Raw genomic sequence first — 16,971 nt, 5'->3', positions numbered from 1 at the left:
GGAGCCCGCGATGGACGACCAGCAACGTTACGAAGCGGGAATGAAGGTGCGCCGCGCGGTGCTCGGCGACGCGCACGTCGACCGTTCGCTCGAGAACCGCACCGAGGTGAACGACGAATTCCAGAACCTGATCACGCGCTATGCATGGGGCGAGATCTGGACGCGCGACGGGCTGCCGCGCCACACGCGCAGCCTGCTGACCATCGCGATGATGGTCGCGCTGAACCGCGGCGAGGAACTCGCGCTGCATCTGCGCGCGGCGCGCAACAACGGCGTGACGCGCGACGAGATCAAGGAGGTGTTGCTGCAGACCGCGATCTATTGCGGCGTGCCGGCGGCGAACTCGGCGTTCCATCTTGCGGACAAGATTTTCAAGGAACAGGATGGGGCCGCCTAGGTGCGGCCGCCTGGGTGCGGCCGGCTGACGCCGGGTTGGTTACATGTCACGACACACGTCGCGGCATGCGATCGATGATGTAAAGCCGCGCCGGCGATGCTTCGGCGCGGTGCGCACCGGTTGCGGTGCGCAAACAAAGGAAGGACGCGGCCCAAGAGCCGCGCCGTTTACAGATCGGCTTCGAACGGGATCAGAGTAGGCGCGGAAGCGCCAACGCTGGTCGACCGCGAAGCATGGGACCAGAGTAAGCGCTAAAGCGCTAACTCTGGTCGACAGGAGACTAGCGATGAATCGCAACTCGGTCGTCAACGTACAGACCTTCATCAACGAGCAGCCGTTCGGCGGCTTTCAGTGGCTCATCTTCGCGATGTGTTTCGTGATCGTGCTGCTCGACGGTTTCGATACCGCCGCGATCGGCTTCATCGCGCCATCGCTGCTGACCGAATGGCATCTGACGAAGCCCGATCTCGCGCCCGTGCTGAGCGCCGCGCTGTTCGGGCTCGCATGCGGCGCGCTCGTGTCGGGCCCGCTGTCCGACCGCCTCGGGCGCCGCTCGCTGCTGCTCGGTTCGGTATTCCTGTTCGGAGTCGCCTGTCTCGCCTCCGCGTTCTCGACGAGCATCGGGCAACTCACGGTCCTGCGCTTCGTTACAGGCGTCGGGCTGGGCGCCGCGATGCCGAACGCGGTCACGATGATGGGCGAGTTTTGCCCGGACAAGCGCCGCGCAACCGTGATCAACCTGATGTTCTGCGGCTTTCCGCTCGGCGCGGCCTTCGGCGGCTTCCTCGCCGCATGGATGATTCCGCATTTCGGCTGGCGCAGCGTGCTGATGCTCGGCGGCGTGACGCCGCTCGTGCTCGGTGTGCTGCTGCTCGTCAAGATGCCGGAATCGGTGCGCTTCATGGTCGCGAACAGCCAGCCCGTCGAGCGGATCCGCGCGACGCTCGTGCGCATTTCGCGCGATGCGCTGAACGCCGGCTCGTTCGCGATGACCGAGACCGCGCCGCACACGGGCAGCAAGGGGCTCGGCGTCGTGCTGTCGCGGTCGTACATCGTCGGTTCGGTGATGCTGTGGCTCGCGTACTTCATGGGCCTCGTGATCTTCTACGCGTCGATCAACTGGATGCCGATCCTGCTGAAGGAGGCGGGCCTGTCGCCGCAGCGTGCGACGCTGATTTCGGCGCTGTTCCCGCTCGGCGGCGTCGGCGCCGTGCTGTGCGGCGTGCTGATGGACCGCTTCAACGCGAATCGCGTGATCGCCGTGTGCTATGCGCTGACGGCCGTCAGCGTCTACGCGATCGGGCAGGCTGCCGGCAACGTCGGGCTGCTCGTGCTGGTCGTGTTCGTCGCCGGCGTGCTGATGAACACCGCACAATCGTCGATGCCGGCGCTGGCCGCGGCGTTCTATCCGACGGAAGGGCGCGGCACCGGCGTCGCGTGGATGCTCGGTGTCGGGCGCTTCGGCGGGATCGCGGGTTCGTTCCTCGTCGCTGAACTGACGCGCCGCCATTTCACGTTCGCGGGCGTGTTCGCGACGATTGCCGTGGCTGGCGTGCTGTCGTGCGTTGCGTTGCTGATCAAGCAGATGGCGCGGCCGCATGAGGTCGAGCAGACGCCGACCGGTGCGCAGACGCTTGGACACTGATCGAGGTGGCGCGGCAGCACGTTCGCGCTGCCGCCAGCCGGGCGGCGATGCAGTCAGACGACGTGCGCGCCGCTATTCTTCCGCGTCGTGTTCCTTGACGAAGTGACGCAGATACGCGCGGAGCGCGGCATCGCGGCTGCGATGATCGGCGAGGTTGGGGGCGCCCATGTCCTCCTCTTCGCCGAACAGGGTCGGCGGCGCGCAATACGTGCCGACCTCGATGTCTTCGCGCAATACCCGGATGTCATGCGTCAGCTGGTGATATTCGGCGATCCAGTGCATCCCTTCGATGTGTTCGCCCGTCCTGAGCATTGGCTTCATCGGTAGTCTCCCGACAGTGGCGGCTCGACCGGCGTAGCGGTTCTGCGCGCCCGGAATACAAGCGTACGCCTGCACACGGTGAATCTCAACGGGCGCGCGTTAGCGTGCGCTCACTGCGGCAGCAGGTGCTCGACGAGCGGATACAGGGACAGAATCAGCAGCACTGCCATCGTGACGTTGAACATGCGCAGCACGCGTCGGTTCGACAGGAAGCGCCGCAAGCCGAGGCCGAACGCGGCCCACAGGCTGATGCACGGGAAGCCGACCAGGATGAACACGACGGCCATCCATGCGGCGTTCATCCCGTAGTCGGCGGACAGCCGGATCGTCGTCGCGGCGGTCAGCACCATCATCCATGCCTTCGGGTTGACCCACTGGAACGCGGCGGCTTCGATGAACGTCATCGGTCGCGCCTTGCCGCCGTTCGCGCGAACCTCGCCCGACGTACCGATCCGCCACGCGAGATACAGCAGGTAGGCGACGCTTGCGATCTCGAGGATCGTGTACAGCACCGGGACGCGCTTGAACGCTTCGCCGAGGCCGAAACCGACGCACAGCATCAGGATCGCGACGCCGATGCTGATGCCGAACAGGTGCGGCATCGTGCGGCGGAATCCGAAGTTGACGCCCGATGCGAGCAGCATCGTGTTGTTCGGGCCGGGCGTGATCGACGTGACGAGCGCGAACAGCATGCCGGCGGGCAGCGCGCTCAGCGTGAGGAATTCCATGGTGGTGTTCTCCATCGGTGAAGCGGGGGATGGAGGCAGTTTAGCGACGGTTGGCGGTACGGTACCGGTACAGTTTGTTTGACGGTTGCCGGTACGGGGGAGGGGTGGTGGGGGGATGTGTTGTTTGTAGTTGACTTTTTATCTCAAAAAGGAATAATTCTCATTTCGATCTACGGGATGCCCGGCTTTGCTCCGGACGCAGGACACTGGAGCGGCGGATCGTACGGATCGTAGGGCCGAGGATGTAAATCTGCGCGCCGCGCAGTCGCTCCGATGTCGCCCGGATACATCGAACACGCGATACCTGGAGTTCAGCGGAATTGTCATCGCCGAGTGGGCGCTGACCGATTTTCAAAATAAGACAGAACGGAAGCAGAGCGATGCTGTTGATCAGTAATGCAGAGGGTTTGGAGGGGGCGGCGTGTGTCGCACGACGAGTGCCGGCGCGTCGCCAGGACAAGTTGATTCTTGCGTGCGCACTGGCGTTCGCATCATGGCATGTCCACGCGCAAGAGGGCGCGAGCAAGGGCGCGGAAACCGCTCGGGACAAGGCCGCGTCAGGTGTTGCGCCGCAGGATGCGGCGACTGCCGCCGCAGCGACGCTCGATGCGATTTCCGTCAAGGGCAGCCGCCCGTCGCTGTATGCGGTACCCGACGTCAACGTCGGCGCACTCGGCGCGAAGGATCCGAAGGATCTGCCACTGTCGGTGGCGTCCTACTCGAGCGAACTGATCGACGCGCAGCGCGCTCGCACGCTGATGGACGTGTTGAAGAACGATCCCTCGGTGCAGAACACCGCGGTCGGCGGTGCAATGGACAACATCAGTATCCGCGGCTTTCCGGTCGACTGGACCAACACGATGCGGCGCGACGGGATGCCGGTTGCGCCCTACTACGATCTGCCACTGGAGAACGTCGAGCGCATCGACGTGCTGAAGGGGCCGTCGGGCTTCCTGTATGGCGTGAACTCGCCGGGCGGCACGGTCAACTATGTGCTCAAGCGCCCGACCCGCGACCGCTTCACGACCGTCACCAGCGAAGTGCGCAGCTACGACGGCTACTATGGCGCCGTCGACACGGGCGGCCCGATCGGCGACGGCCAGTTCGGCTATCGCTTCAACGTGGCCGGCGAGAAGGTCGGCAATTTCGGCCATTCGGGCGACCTGCGCCGCACATTTGTGAGTGGCGCACTCGACTGGGCGATTTCGCCGCGCGCGCTGCTGCGTTTCAATTTCGACTACCAGAACAAGCGGCTCGCCGCGCAGCCCGTGATCGGCACGCAGCCTGATGGCTCGCTGCCGCCGCAGTTCGACCCGCGTACGCTGCTCGGGCAGCCGTGGCTGCAATACCGGACCAACACGTTCAACGTTGGCGGCCAGTTCGATTTCAAGCTGACTGACAACTGGACCTTCACGACGCAGGTCGCGCAGTCGTACAACAACCGCGACGCGGCGTTTCCGGATGTCTACTCGGTCGCGGCGGACGGCAACATCCTGAGCGGCGACATCTATCTGTCGCCCGACCAGAGCTTCCGCGTGCTGTCGACGAACACGTTCGTGACCGGCAAGTTCAACACGGGACCGCTTGCGCACCAGCTCGTGACGGGCGTGTCGACGCGCAACTACGATTCGCAGCAAGGCGGGTTCGGCGTGATGCCGATCACCGTCGGCAACATCTTCAATCCGGTCTATTCGCCGGCGCAGACGACGACGTTCCCGGGCAAGACCCGCACGAAAAACTTCCAGCCGAGCGTGTTCATCAGCGACCTGATCGACATCGGCTCGCACTGGAGCGTGATGCTCGGCCTGCGTCACGTGCGCTACCGCGATGACTCGTATGCGCCGTCGGGCACCGAGTCGCTCTATGAGACGAGCGTGAACGTGCCGTCGGCCGGGCTGATCTTCAAGCCGCTGCCGTCGCTGTCGACTTATGTCAGCTATTCGGAAGGCTTCGAACAGGGCGGCGTCGCGCCGTACAACACGCTCAACGCAGGCGAGAACCTCGCACCCGTGAAGAGCAAGCAATACGAAGCGGGCGTGAAGGCCGACATCGGCCGCGACCTGACGGTCAACGCCGCAGTGTTCCGTATCGAGAAGACACTGCAGTACGTGAACGCGGCGAACTACTACGTGCAGGCCGGCACGCAGCGCCATACGGGCGTGGAACTGACCGCGAACGGCCGCGTAACGCGTGACCTGTCGATCGTGGCCGGCGCTGCGTACTTGCATACCGCGCAAGACGATACGGGCGACCCGGCGACGAACGGCAAACGTGCCGCGAACGTGCCGACGTTCCAGGCGAGCGCGTTCCTCGACTACCGGATCGCGGCCGTGCGCGGGCTCAACGTCGACGCGGGCGTCTACTACGTCGGCAGCCGGCCGCTCGATGCGGCGAACACCGTATCGCTGCCGGGGTACGTGCGCTTCGATGCAGGCGCGCGCTACCAGACGCGCATCGGCGGTCACACGACGATCTTCCGCGCCGGGGTGCAGAACCTGACCGACAAGCGCTATTGGGCGGCCGCGAACTACAACTCGGTCTGGCCGGGCCAGCCGCGCACATTCTTCCTGTCCGCGCAGGTCGACATGTAACGCAAAGCATCGACAGAACGAGAGACGACGGCGATTGGACGGGCCGCAGAGCACGCCAGCCGTCTCCCCCCACGAAAACAGGTTGTCCGCAGGGCATCCGCCGCACCGCCGGTACGGCGTCGCCCGTTTTCATACGAGGGAAACGCATGAATCTTGCTGAAGGCATCGATCCATCCGGTCTGCGGCCGGTTTCGAAGTCACTTGCGATCTACGAATTGCGTGACGACGAGGTCACCGGCCTCACGGAAGTCGCGCAGGAATTGATCGCGCATCACGACAGCGTCGAAAGTACGTCGTTCGCGCACGACTGCATGCTCGCCGCACAGGAACTGCCGCGTTCGCTGCGCGCGCTCGCGCAGCGCTATCGGCAACTCGAGCTGCCATGCAGCGTGCTGCTGCTGCGCGGCATGCCGGTCGACGACGCGCGCATCGGCCCGTCGCCGTCGCACTGGGATGCATCCTGGCGCAACCCGCCGTCGCTTCTCGAAGAAGCGATGCAATGCCTGATGACGTCGCTGCTCGGCGACATGTTCGGCTGGCGCACGCAGGAGAACGGCCGCTTTCTGCGCCACATCGTGCCGATCAGGAGGGACCATGCGGAGCAGCTTGGTGGCGGCAGCAGCGTGACGCTAGTGTGGCACAACGAGGAGGCGTTTCACGAGCATCGCGCCGATTTCCTGTCGATTCTCTGCTACCGGAATGACGAACGTGCCGAGACGATCTTCTGCGGCATCGACGAGATCGAGATCCCGGACGACCTGTGGCGTGTGCTGAGCGCGCCGCGCTTCACGATCCTGCCGGACAAGTCGCACCTGCCCGAGCAGAACGTCAGCGAGCATTGGCGGCTCGACGATCACGTGTTCGAACACATCCGTCGCATGCACGAGAACCCGGAGCCGGTGCCGGCGCTGTCTGGCCTGCGTGCGAAGCCGTGGCTGCGCGTGGACGAGGCGTTCATGGCAGCGCTTCCCGGTGATCGCGAGGCCGAGCATGCGCTGCGCTGGCTGATCGAAGCCTGCTATGCACACCAGACCAGCGTCGTCATGCAGCCGGGCGACATGGTCTGGGTCGACAACAAGCGCGCGGTGCACGGGCGCACCGTCTATCACCCGAACTACGGACCGCGCCAGCGCTGGCTGCGGCGCGTCAACGTTCACGTCAACCTGCGCGAGACGCTGCCGTTCCGGCAGGCGCCGACGACGCGCGAAATCCTGTGAGGCACGGATGAATACGATGACATTCGATATGACCGAAGCGGCCGAAACCAACATGGACGTGTGCCCGCGGCTCGCGTCGCAGCCGTCGCAATTGCTCGTGCTTGGCAAGCGCGTGATCGACGAACTCGATTACGACCCGGCGATGGTGCTCGATGCCGTGGAGCGTGCGTATCTCGGTCTCGGCACCGGCGAATCCGACAACCCGCGCAAGCTGATGAGCCAGCCTGCGGACAAGCATTCGGTCGCGTACTCGATGCTGGGGCGCGACGGCGGACGCAAGACGGTCGGCTTCAAGACCTCGTACAAGCACGACCCCGATCACAGCCGCGAGTTGCAGAAGTACTACACGACATTGCTGCTGTTCGACGACGAGACCGGCCTGCCGGTCGCGATGATGGACGGCAGCCTCGTCGGCTCGCTGCGCACGCCGGCCGTCTCGGCGCTGATCGCGCGCGCGGCTGCGCCGCACGCGCGAACGGCGCTCGTCGTTGGCACCGGCACGCAAGGCCGGATGGCTGCGCCATTCCTGTTGACGGCGCTGCCGGACGTCGAGCGCGTGATCGTGCACGGCCATTACGACGAAGGCATCGATGCGGTCCGCAACACGCTGAAGCGCTTTCACCCGGACCGTGACATCGAGGTGTCGACGGACCTCGACGCGTCTGCAAGACAGGCGGACATCGTGCTCGGCGTGGCAGGTGCAGGCGCGCCGGAAGCGGTGCGTCACGCCGCGCTGAAGCCCGGCGCGCTGGCGCTGCTGGTGGGCTACGGCATTTACGCCGACGCGCTCCATTACGCCGACTACCGGATCGCGACGAGCGAAGCGCAGATGCAGGTGACCGGCGTGGATCTCGTCGACGAGACAGGCAAGCTGCCGCCCGTCGATGCGGAGCTGCCGGACATCCTGCTCGGCCGCAAGCCGGCACGCCGTGCGGATGACGAGATCGTGTACGCGTTCAACAGCGGGATGATCGTGACCGACATTGCGCTCGGTCGCGTGCTGGCCGACGCGGCGCGTGCGAAGGGATTCGGCAAGGAGGTCGAGCTATGGTGAGCGATGTTCCGCGCCTGCCCGCGTTGTGGGATCCGGCATTGCGCGATTTCGTGGATGAGCATGAAGCGATGATCCACGAACTTGCGAACGGGTTCGAGGCGCCAATACACCTGCTGTTTCCGGAGCGATTCGCGCGCAATGTCGCGGCATTCCAACGCGTGCTTGAAGCGCGTCAAGTACCGGGCCGCGTGTATTACGCGAAGAAGGCGAACAAGGCGCGCTGCTTCGTGCGTGCAGCCGCCGAGTGCAAGATCGGTGTCGATGTCGCGAGCCTGGGTGAGTTCGCAGACGCACTGGCCGCAGGCGTCTGCGGCGCCGATATCGGCGTCTCCGGTCCCGCGAAGGCGAGCGATCTGCTCCGGCTCGCGGTGCTGCACGATGCGTTGATCGCGATCGACAGTCCGGACGAGCTCAGTCGTCTGATCGCGATTGCGCAGCAATCCGGGCGCATCGCGCGTGTGCTGCTGCGTATGGAGCCGGCCGCGCAGACCGGGAGCCGGTTTGGCCTGAGTGCTGCGGCGCTCGACGCCGCGCTGTCGATGTGTGCATCGAACGGCTCGGCATTGGCGTTCGAGGGTTTTTCGTTTCACTTGTCCGGCTACGGCGCGCAGGCGCGCTGCAATCAGGCAGGGATCGCGGTGCGCGCGTGCGTGTCGGCGCGCGCGCTCGATCTCGTGCCACACACGATCAATATTGGCGGCGGCTTCGCGATGTCGTACGCGAGTTCGGACGACTGGCGTGCGTTCCAGGCGGCGCAGGGTCCGGACGACTACCACGCGAAAAAGGTGTTCGACGGCTTCTATCCGTATCACTCGGCGTGTAGCGGCGCGCAGATGCTCGACGCCATTCTGGCCGGCGTCCCGGACGGCGAATCGAAGCCGCTAGGCGATCTGTTGAATGAGTACGGACTGCAAATCATGCTCGAGCCCGGGCGTGCGCTGCTCGATCAGGCGGGGTTCACGGTGTTTGCCGTGCAGGGTGTGAAGGATCGCGGCGACTACGGTATTGCGACCGTGAACGGCACGAGCTTCAGTGTCTCCGAACAATGGTTCGCAAGCGAATTCCTGCCCGATCCCGAGTTGCTGACGGCCGCACGCGAACCCGAACAGCCGCCCCGAGCATCCGGGCCTTACCGTGCCTGCGTCGGCGGTGCGAGCTGCCTCGACTCGGACATGATCACCTGGCGCAAGGTCGCGTTCGCGCAGCGCCCCGAACCCGGCGACCTGCTGCTGTACCCGAACACGGCCGGCTACCAGATGGATTCGAACGAATCGCCGTTCCATGAGTTGCCGCTGCCCCCGAAGCTTGTCGTAACCCTCGATGGCGCGCGTCCGCGTTGGCGCGTCGATCGCCTTTCCCCGTTTTCCGGAGCCTGACGATGAATATGCGTTTCCTGGGTGAACAACCGACGATCACCGTGCCGGCGATCGTATCGAAAGTATCGGACCTCATTGGCCGCACGCCTTTGTTCGAGCTGATTCGCGGCGCCAACGGCGCGCGCATTCTGCTCAAGCTCGAGTCGACGAATCCGACCGGCAGCGCCAAGATCCGCATGGCGCGGCAGATGCTCGACGAAGCCGAGCAGGACGGCAGCCTTCGGCCGGCAGGGAGCGTGATCGAATCGACGTCCGGCAACACCGGCATGGGCCTTGCGCTGCTGTCTGCCGAGCGCGGCTACCGGTTTACGGCGGTGGTCGACTGCCACGCGTCGAAAGACAAGCTGCGCGCGATGCAGGCGTTCGGCGCCGAGCTCGTCTACGTGAGCGAAGGCGATGCACTTGCGACGGCAGACCGCGAGGCGCTTGCCGAGAGGATGGCAGCCGACGATCCGGACAGCATCTGGACCGAGCAGCACAACAATCCGGCTAACGGCAACGGCTATCGCGGGCTTGCTCTCGAACTGCGGGACACCCTCGGCGAGCGGATCGACTACCTGGTCGGCTCGGTCGGCACCGGCGGCTCGCTGTTCGGCACCGCACGCGAGCTTCGCGCGACGGGTCCGGTGCCTCGCGTGGTGGGTGTCGAGCCGGTCGGGTCGATCGCGTTCGGCGGCGAAGGCGGCTCGTACTACCAATCGGGCACGGGTACGCCGCCCGGCGCGGAAATCGGCGCGCTGGTCGACTACGCGCTGCTCGACGAGGGCGTCAAGGTGACGGACGCGGCCGCATTCAACACCGCACGCTACCTCGCCCGCAAGAAGTCACTGCTCGTCGGTGGCTCGGCGGGCGGCGTGATCTGGCACGCGCTGAAGATGTTCGACGCGCTGCCGCCCGATTCGACGCTCGTCGTGCTGGTCTGCGATGGTGGCGAAAAATACCTCGATACCGTATTCAACGACGAATGGATGCATGAGCGCGACCTGCTCGACGATTCCATCGCCCGCGAACTCGATCCCATCTTTGACAACGCCGCATGAAGCTTCATCGACAGTTCTGGCTCGACGCCACGCATATCGGCGCGCTGGCCGGGCCGCTCATCCTCACGCAGCTCGCACAGGTCGCATTGACCACCACCGACATCGTGATGATGGGAATGCTCGGTCCGCGCGAGATCGCCGCAGGCGGCCTCGCGCTGACGATCTTCAACCAGTTGCGGACGATGGGGACGGGGCTCGTGACGGGCACCGGCAACCTTGTTGCGTTCGCGAACGGGCAGAAAGACCATACGCAGATCATGCGTCTCGTGCGAGCGAGCTTTGCATTGTCGACGCTTGCAGCGCTCGCGTTCGCGCTGCTGATGTTGTTCGTCGAGAAGCCGCTCGTCTGGCTCGGCCAGGACCCGGCCGTCGCACGGCAGGCCGCGTTCTATCTTGCGGCTGCCGCGCCTGGCATGCTGCCGTGCCTCTGGTTTCAGTCGCTGCGGCAATATACGGTCGGGCTGCGCAAGCCAGGACCGCTGCTCGCGATCACCGTCGTGTCGATTGTCGTCAACGCGGCGCTCGACTACGCGCTGATGTTCGGCCGCTTCGGCTTCCCCGAGCTTGGCCTGACCGGCGTTGCGTGTGCGACGAGCGGGGTGTACCTGCTGTCGTTCGTCGCATTTCTCGCGATCGCAAAGCGCCGCGCGGAGCTGGCCGAACACCTGTCGCTCGCCGCATGGCGAGCGGATCGGGAGGCGCTCGCACGTACCTGGAAGATGGGCTTGCCGATCGCGGCGACTTACGGTTCCGAAGCGGCGTTCTTCACCGTGCTCACGCTCGTGATCGGCACGCTCGGCACCGACGCGCTCGCCGCGCAGACGATCGTCAACCAGGTGATCTACATCGTGTTCATGATCTCGGTCGGCCTGTCGCACGCGTCGTCGATCAGCATCAGCCATGCGTGTGCGGAGCATGACTATCGTGGCGCGCGGCGCCTCGGCTATACGGGGCTCGCGCTGGGCGTTGCTGCAATGCTGATCGTCGCGTTGCCGTATCTGGTCGCACCGACTCACGTACTCGCGCCGTTCCTCGATCACGGCGCGGCGGCAAACGCGGACGTGCTGCGGCTTGCGACGGGCCTGCTGACGATCGCCGCGCTGCTGCAGATTTTCGATTGCAGCCAGAACATCGGCGTCGGCATCCTGCGCGGGCTCGGCGACGTGAAGAGCTCGTTCCGGATCTCGATCGTCGGCTACTGGATGATCGGCCTGCCGGTCGCGTGGGCGGCGGGCGTGATGCTCGGCTACGGGATCTACGGCATCTGGATCGGCCTCGCGATCGGACTGGCCGCGACGGCGACGATGCTGCTGCGCAAGTTCGAGTACCGGCTGGGCACGCTGGCGAAACAGGCGACCGCGGGTCAATCATGAACGAGCGGGATGGGACGCAATGGCGGGTGTCCAGTGAACCTCCGCCGGATGGCCTTTGCGCGCGACACTCGCCGCCCGGCGCGTCAGATGAGCCGCGGGTACGCGTCGCCACGATCGTGGGCCTGTTGATCGTCGGGCTGGGTGTCGTCGCGCTCGCGAGCCTGTGCGCGGGCAACCTCGTGCTCGGCCCGGCTGCCGCGCTCGACGCACTGGCGGGCGGCGCTTCGCCTGCCGCGCAGATCGTCCATGCATTGCGGCTGCCGCGCTTCGTCGCGGCGCTGCTGGTCGGCGCAAGTCTCGCGGTGGCCGGCGCGCTGATGCAGGGGATCACGCGCAATCCGCTTGCCGACCCGACGCTGACTGGCGTCGTCAGCGGCGCGTCGCTCGCGGTCGTCGCCGCGACCGTGCTGGCGCCGGCGGTGCCGGCCGGCGCGCTGCCGTTCGTCGCACTGGGCGGTGGCGGCGGGGCGGCAACGCTTACGTTTGCGCTTGCATGGCGCGCGCGCCTGTCGCCGCTGCGCCTTTCGCTGGCCGGCACGACGATCGCCGCGCTCGGTAGCGCAGGCGTCATCTCGCTGATGATCGCGGCGGGCCCGCAGGCGGGCCCGTTGTTCTACTGGCTGGCCGGCGGCCTCGCGGGCGTCGGCTGGCAGCAGGTCGCGATGGTGGCGCCGTGGACGTTCGCAGGCCTCGCCGCCGCGTTCGCATGTGCGCGCGTGATCGACACGCTCGCGCTCGGCGACGAAGCCGCGCAGAGCGTCGGCCTCGATCTTATGCGCTGGCGTTTGATACTTGGCGGTATCGCCGTCGCACTGTCGTCATCGGTGGTCGCGATTGCAGGGCCGGTCGGTTTCGTCGGGCTGTGCGTGCCGCATCTGGCGCGTCTCGCGCTCGGCGGCGGGTATCGGCGAACACTCTTCGCTACCGCGCTGGCCGGTGCGCTGCTCGTCGCGGCCGCCGATCTCGTCGCGCGCACGGTTGCGGCGCCGCGCGAGCTGCCGGTCGGCTTCCTGACCGCGCTGGTCGCGACACCGCTGCTGATCGCGATGATCCGGCGTGACGAAGGAGCATCGTCATGACGAGCGGTTCGAACCTGTCGGTACGTGACCGTGACGCGGGCGCGCGACGCTCGATCTGGCTGCGCGCAATCATGCGCGGCGTGGGCGGGGCGGCGGCGCTGGCACTCACGATCATGCTCTCGGTGCGATTCGGCGCGGCCGACTTCCCGTTGACGGCCGCGGTGCAGGCGTTGATCCATCGCGACGGCGCGAACGACGCCGCATTCGTGCTGTGGGAGCTGCGCATGCCGCGTGTGCTGCTGGCGCTGATGATTGGCGCACAACTTGCGGCGAGCGGGCTCGTGCTGCAGGCTGTGCTGCGCAACCCGCTTGCGGAGCCTGGGGTGATCGGCGTGTCGTCCGGCGCGACGCTCGGCGTGATGGTGCTGCTGCTCGTCGCGAACTTTTCCGGTTCGCTCGACAGCAGCCGGCTCGACGCATACGACGTGACGTGGATGCCGGTCGTCGCGCTGCTGGGCGGCGTCGGTGCGGCGCTCGGCGTTCATGCGCTCGCGTGGCGCAACGGCACGGCGCCATTCAGGCTGATCCTGATGGGCGTCGCCGTCAGCGCCGCACTGTATGCGGTCGCGATGACGATTCTTGCGGGCTGGGGCTCGAGCCGCGTCGAAGTGCTGCTCACCTGGCTGTCCGGCAACCTGTACGCGCGCGGCTGGCAGCACGTGTGGCTGCTCGCACCATGGGCCGCCACGACGATCGCGCTGCTGCCGGCGATCCTGCCCGCGGTGCAGGTGCTGTCGCTCGGCGACGATGCGGCGGCGAGCGTCGGTCTCGACGTCGAGCGCTGGCGCGTTGTCGCGATCGTGTATGCGGGCTTCGCGGCAGCCTGCGCAGTGGCGATTGCCGGCCCGATCGCGTTCGTCGGCTTGATTGCGCCGCATCTCGCACGGCTCGCGGTCGGCGGACCGCTCGCGCGGCAGGCGCCGTTCGCGTTGCTCGGCGGTGCGCTCATCACGGCGCTCGCCGACCTGGCGGGGCGTGTCGTGATTGCTCCGGCCGAAATTCCAGTGGGGGCCGTCACCGCGCTCTTCGGTGCGCCGCTCTTTCTCTATCTGCTTTCCCGATCTTCCCGATGACACTCGTTGCCCGCGAACTCTCGCCTGGATACGGTGCGCGCCGCATCGTCGACAACCTGTCGCAAAGGTGTCCAATGACCGATCGTAAGCGCCGCGCGCTCGCGCTCGCGTTTCCCGCATCGCTCGCGGCGATGCTGGCGTGGCCTGTTCGTGCAGCGGCGCAGGCTGCCCCGTACAGCGTGCTGAACGATCGCGGCGTGTCGCTGCGCTTCGATGCTGCGCCACGCCGGCTCGCGACGATCTCGTATTTCGGCGCCGACACGGCGCTCGCGCTCGGCGTGCAGCCGGTCGCTTCGACGTTCCTCGTGCGCGGCCGCCGGCCCTCGTATCTGCTCGATCGAATGGATCGTGTGATCGACCTCGGCCAGCGCGCAAGCCCGAGTCTCGAGTTGCTGGCGAGCACGCATGCCGATCTGATCATCGCGATTCGGCGCTACACCGAGGCGAACGCCGCGCGGCTGCAACAAATCGCGCCGTATCTCGCGCTCGACCTGGAGATCCGGGAGGACAGCGACCGCAGCGTCGCGCTAGTCGGCGCGGCACTGGATCGGGCCGAGGCCGCCGCAGCACTCAACCGGCGCTTTGCCGGCGTGTGCGCGGCATTCCGCGCCCGTATCGGGTCGCGCCGCGCACATCGGTACCTGTTCGTCTGGGGAGCAGGCTCCGCACCGTGGGCGTTCTACGACGAGAACATGACCTGCTCGCTATTGAATGCGCTGGGCGGAGTCAACGTTGCGGGACGCAATCCGCTGCCGTCGCGACGCGACAACACCGCGTTCCAGATGAGCCTCGAGACGCTGCTGATCGCGGAGCCGGACACGATCTTCGTATACGACGACGGCGGGCCGCGCGGCTTCGAAACGAACCCGGTGTGGCGCCACCTGATCTCCGTGCGTCGCGTGCGGATCGTGCGAGTCGGCGATCACTGGATCGAATCGTTTGGTCCGATTGCGCGTCATGCGGTGCTGGCCGAGGCCGCCGCGCATTTGCATCCGGACCTGTTCGCACCACCCGACCTGCGTGAGATCGCGTCGTCGTATCTGGGCCGCGCGGGTTGATTTCCGTTACATCGACTTCAAAGGATCGCGCCATGCAGCATGACACCTGGACCATCGAACTGATTCCAACCGAACAGATCCTGCCAAACGAAGAACACGACGAGACACGCGTGCTCGAAGTGCTGGACAGCATCGAGCGCAGCGGCCGCTGGACTGCGCCAATCGTGCTCGAACGCAGAAGCCTCGCGGTGATGGATGGGCATCACCGGCTGGCGGCAGCGCGGCGTCTGTCGCTGCAGCGCGTGCCGTGCGTGCTGCTCGATTACGCGCAGGTCGGCGTCGAGACGCGGCGACCGGACTTTCGGGTCGACGGCGAGCAGATCGTTGCGCGTTCCCGGGCCCGTGTGCTGTATCCGCCGAAGACAACGCGGCATATCTTTCCGCAGTCGTTGCCGGTATGCAGTATCGACATCACCGCACTTTCCATGTGATGTTCGCCTGCCTGGTTGCGTAGCCGTCCCGGGGCACGTGGGAAATCAAAGTATTTATGATTTGCAATACTGATTTGTTTAGTGTGTGGCAAACCGTTTCGGAAGCGACCTGCAGTCATCTCGGAAAAGATGTCCGCCGCCGAGATGGAACAGCCGGTTCGGACCCATCACGCCCCAGCGCAGGCCAGGCCCCCAGCAGACGGCACCGAGCTTCTGGCGGAACCAGGCCCCATGCTTGTCGATGACGTCGCGAATCTCGCCGTCGGGATACTCGGCTGCAGCATTGATGAACGGGCAGTCACGCCGGTGATAACATCAGGCGCGATTCCGAAAATCGCGATGAGCACAGGCACGGTTGTCCTAACCTAACGGTCATGGGAGCACGCATATGCAGCCAGAAGCGCGTACGGACACGGTCGTACTTATCCACGGTCTCTGGATGACGCCGTTGTCGTGGGAGCATTGGGTCGCCCGTTACGAGCAGCGCGGAATGACGGTGATTACCCCTGGGTACCCGGGGATCGAGCCGGGTACTGCCGGCGTCGACGCACTCCGGCGGGATCCGTCGCCGCTGGCGGATCTGGGCGTGCGCGAGGTCTACGATCACTTGGCCGAGGTCATCGCTGCGCTCGACACGAAACCGATCATCATGGGGCACTCGTTCGGCGGGGCCTTTGTTCAGCTCCTTCTCGACGCCGGCTTCGGCGCAGCCGGTGTATCCATCGACGGTGCCGCGGTGAAGGGGGTTTGGGCGCTTCCGTTCAGCGAGATCAAGGCGACGTTCCCGGTCCTGCACAACCCCGCCAATCTGCATCGCGCCGTGCCGATCACCGAGGAAGATTTTCACTACGCGTTTACGAACAACCTGAGCGTCGAAGAATCGAAGCTTGTCTACGACCGCTACGCCGTTCCCGTGTCGGGGCGAATGCTGTTTCAAGGCGGGTTCGCGAACGTCACCCCAAACGCTGCGACGACCTACAACTTTGCGAACAACGAGCGCGCCCCGCTGCTCTTTATCGCCGGCGGCAACGACAACATCCTGCCGCCGGCCGTACAGCAAGAGAACTTCGAGAAGAACGCAAAGCAATCGCAGGCGATCACCGCATACAAATTGTTCGCAGGCCGAAGTCACTACACCTGCGGCGAGAAGGGCTGGGAGGAGGTCGCCGACTTCGCGCTCGACTGGGCGCTCGCACCAGCAGCGGGAAATCTCGACAAAGGCTGACGCGCATGGCCCCGCAGCGAACTGTCGCTGCGGGGCCATGCCGCGTTCCGGATTACGCCAGGTCGAACCGATCTGCGTTCATCACCTTGGTCTAGTACAACATCCCGTAAATAGATTGAATAAATAACTGCCTCGGTTATCATATCTGGATGAGCCGAGGCCGACATGCAACGCCAGTGAAGCTGGCGAATAAAGAACGACAGGAACTGCGATCGCTGATTGAGCGGAAGACGGCCACGCAGCGAGACGTGATGCGGGCGCGGATCGCGTTGTGGGCCCACGAGGGTCACTCCAATACGGTGATTGCGCGGGAGCTGGGTGTCTCGGTGCAAACGGTCTGCCTGTGGCGCAAGCGCATTGCCC

The 16,971-nt window shown here is 65.7% G+C and carries 16 protein-coding genes; 14 read left to right on the top strand and 2 right to left on the bottom strand.

What is annotated here, in order from left to right:
• The first annotated feature begins 10 nt into the window (after window positions 1–10).
• Both pcaC and DID96_RS34430 read left to right on the top strand, forming a co-directional pair.
• Entirely contained in the window at window positions 11–397 is a 387-nt protein-coding gene (gene pcaC, locus DID96_RS34435; RefSeq protein ID WP_124603650.1) for a 4-carboxymuconolactone decarboxylase, read from the top strand.
• 286 nt (window positions 398–683) lie between these two features.
• On the top strand, window positions 684–2,042 hold the full coding sequence (locus DID96_RS34430) for an MFS transporter (protein ID WP_124603649.1): 1,359 nt from the start codon (window positions 684–686) through the stop codon (window positions 2,040–2,042).
• A 72-nt stretch (window positions 2,043–2,114) separates the two neighbouring features.
• Here the strand turns inward: DID96_RS34430 and DID96_RS34425 are convergent, their stop codons facing one another.
• A complete protein-coding gene (locus DID96_RS34425; RefSeq protein ID WP_124603648.1) occupies window positions 2,115–2,363 on the bottom strand; it encodes a hypothetical protein in 249 nt (82 codons plus the stop codon).
• 110 nt (window positions 2,364–2,473) lie between these two features.
• Window positions 2,474–3,091, bottom strand: coding sequence for a LysE family translocator (locus DID96_RS34420; protein ID WP_124603647.1), 618 nt, complete (start codon window positions 3,089–3,091; stop codon window positions 2,474–2,476).
• A 437-nt stretch (window positions 3,092–3,528) separates the two neighbouring features.
• Here DID96_RS34420 and DID96_RS34415 point away from each other — a divergent pair, with 437 nt between their 5' ends.
• From DID96_RS34415 to DID96_RS34360, 12 genes are all read left to right on the top strand, one after another.
• A complete protein-coding gene (locus DID96_RS34415) occupies window positions 3,529–5,682 on the top strand; it encodes a TonB-dependent siderophore receptor (RefSeq protein ID WP_260464128.1) in 2,154 nt (717 codons plus the stop codon).
• A 146-nt stretch (window positions 5,683–5,828) separates the two neighbouring features.
• Complete coding sequence (locus tag DID96_RS34410) at window positions 5,829–6,899, top strand: TauD/TfdA family dioxygenase (RefSeq protein WP_124603645.1); 1,071 nt, start codon at window positions 5,829–5,831, stop codon at window positions 6,897–6,899.
• 16 nt (window positions 6,900–6,915) lie between these two features.
• Entirely contained in the window at window positions 6,916–7,953 is a 1,038-nt protein-coding gene (locus DID96_RS34405) for an ornithine cyclodeaminase family protein (RefSeq protein WP_260464127.1), read from the top strand.
• Entirely contained in the window at window positions 7,947–9,329 is a 1,383-nt protein-coding gene (locus tag DID96_RS34400; protein WP_124603643.1) for an alanine racemase, read from the top strand. Before DID96_RS34405 ends, DID96_RS34400 begins: the two co-directional genes overlap by 7 nt.
• A gap of 2 nt (window positions 9,330–9,331) precedes the next feature.
• Complete coding sequence (locus tag DID96_RS34395) at window positions 9,332–10,369, top strand: cysteine synthase family protein (RefSeq protein ID WP_260464126.1); 1,038 nt, start codon at window positions 9,332–9,334, stop codon at window positions 10,367–10,369.
• The gene (locus DID96_RS34390; protein WP_124603642.1) at window positions 10,366–11,742 is read left to right on the top strand and encodes an MATE family efflux transporter; all 1,377 of its coding nucleotides are present in this window, start codon (window positions 10,366–10,368) and stop codon (window positions 11,740–11,742) included. Before DID96_RS34395 ends, DID96_RS34390 begins: the two co-directional genes overlap by 4 nt.
• 116 nt (window positions 11,743–11,858) lie before the next feature.
• Complete coding sequence (locus tag DID96_RS34385; RefSeq protein ID WP_260464125.1) at window positions 11,859–12,821, top strand: iron ABC transporter permease; 963 nt, start codon at window positions 11,859–11,861, stop codon at window positions 12,819–12,821.
• Window positions 12,818–13,894: an iron ABC transporter permease gene (locus tag DID96_RS34380; RefSeq protein WP_124603641.1), complete on the top strand. Its 1,077-nt coding sequence runs from the start codon at window positions 12,818–12,820 to the stop codon at window positions 13,892–13,894. The genes DID96_RS34385 and DID96_RS34380 overlap by 4 nt, the downstream gene beginning before the upstream one ends.
• Entirely contained in the window at window positions 13,891–14,952 is a 1,062-nt protein-coding gene (locus DID96_RS34375) for an ABC transporter substrate-binding protein (protein ID WP_260464124.1), read from the top strand. The genes DID96_RS34380 and DID96_RS34375 overlap by 4 nt, the downstream gene beginning before the upstream one ends.
• Window positions 14,949–15,383, top strand: coding sequence for a ParB N-terminal domain-containing protein (locus tag DID96_RS34370; protein ID WP_124603640.1), 435 nt, complete (start codon window positions 14,949–14,951; stop codon window positions 15,381–15,383). The genes DID96_RS34375 and DID96_RS34370 overlap by 4 nt, the downstream gene beginning before the upstream one ends.
• Window positions 15,384–15,771: 388 nt before the next feature.
• The gene (locus tag DID96_RS34365) at window positions 15,772–16,608 is read left to right on the top strand and encodes an alpha/beta hydrolase (protein ID WP_124603639.1); all 837 of its coding nucleotides are present in this window, start codon (window positions 15,772–15,774) and stop codon (window positions 16,606–16,608) included.
• A gap of 176 nt (window positions 16,609–16,784) precedes the next feature.
• Window positions 16,785–16,971, top strand: a 187-nt coding sequence (locus tag DID96_RS34360) for a helix-turn-helix domain-containing protein (protein WP_260463770.1), incomplete at its 3' end; no start/stop codon positions are given.

Origin of the sequence: Burkholderia sp. Bp8963 (genome assembly GCF_003854275.1) — a bacterium.
In the GTDB taxonomy this organism is placed as follows: Bacteria; Pseudomonadota; Gammaproteobacteria; order Burkholderiales; family Burkholderiaceae; genus Burkholderia.
Note: the sequence above shows the minus strand (reverse complement) of the source record. Positions and strands in the feature narration are given on the sequence as shown.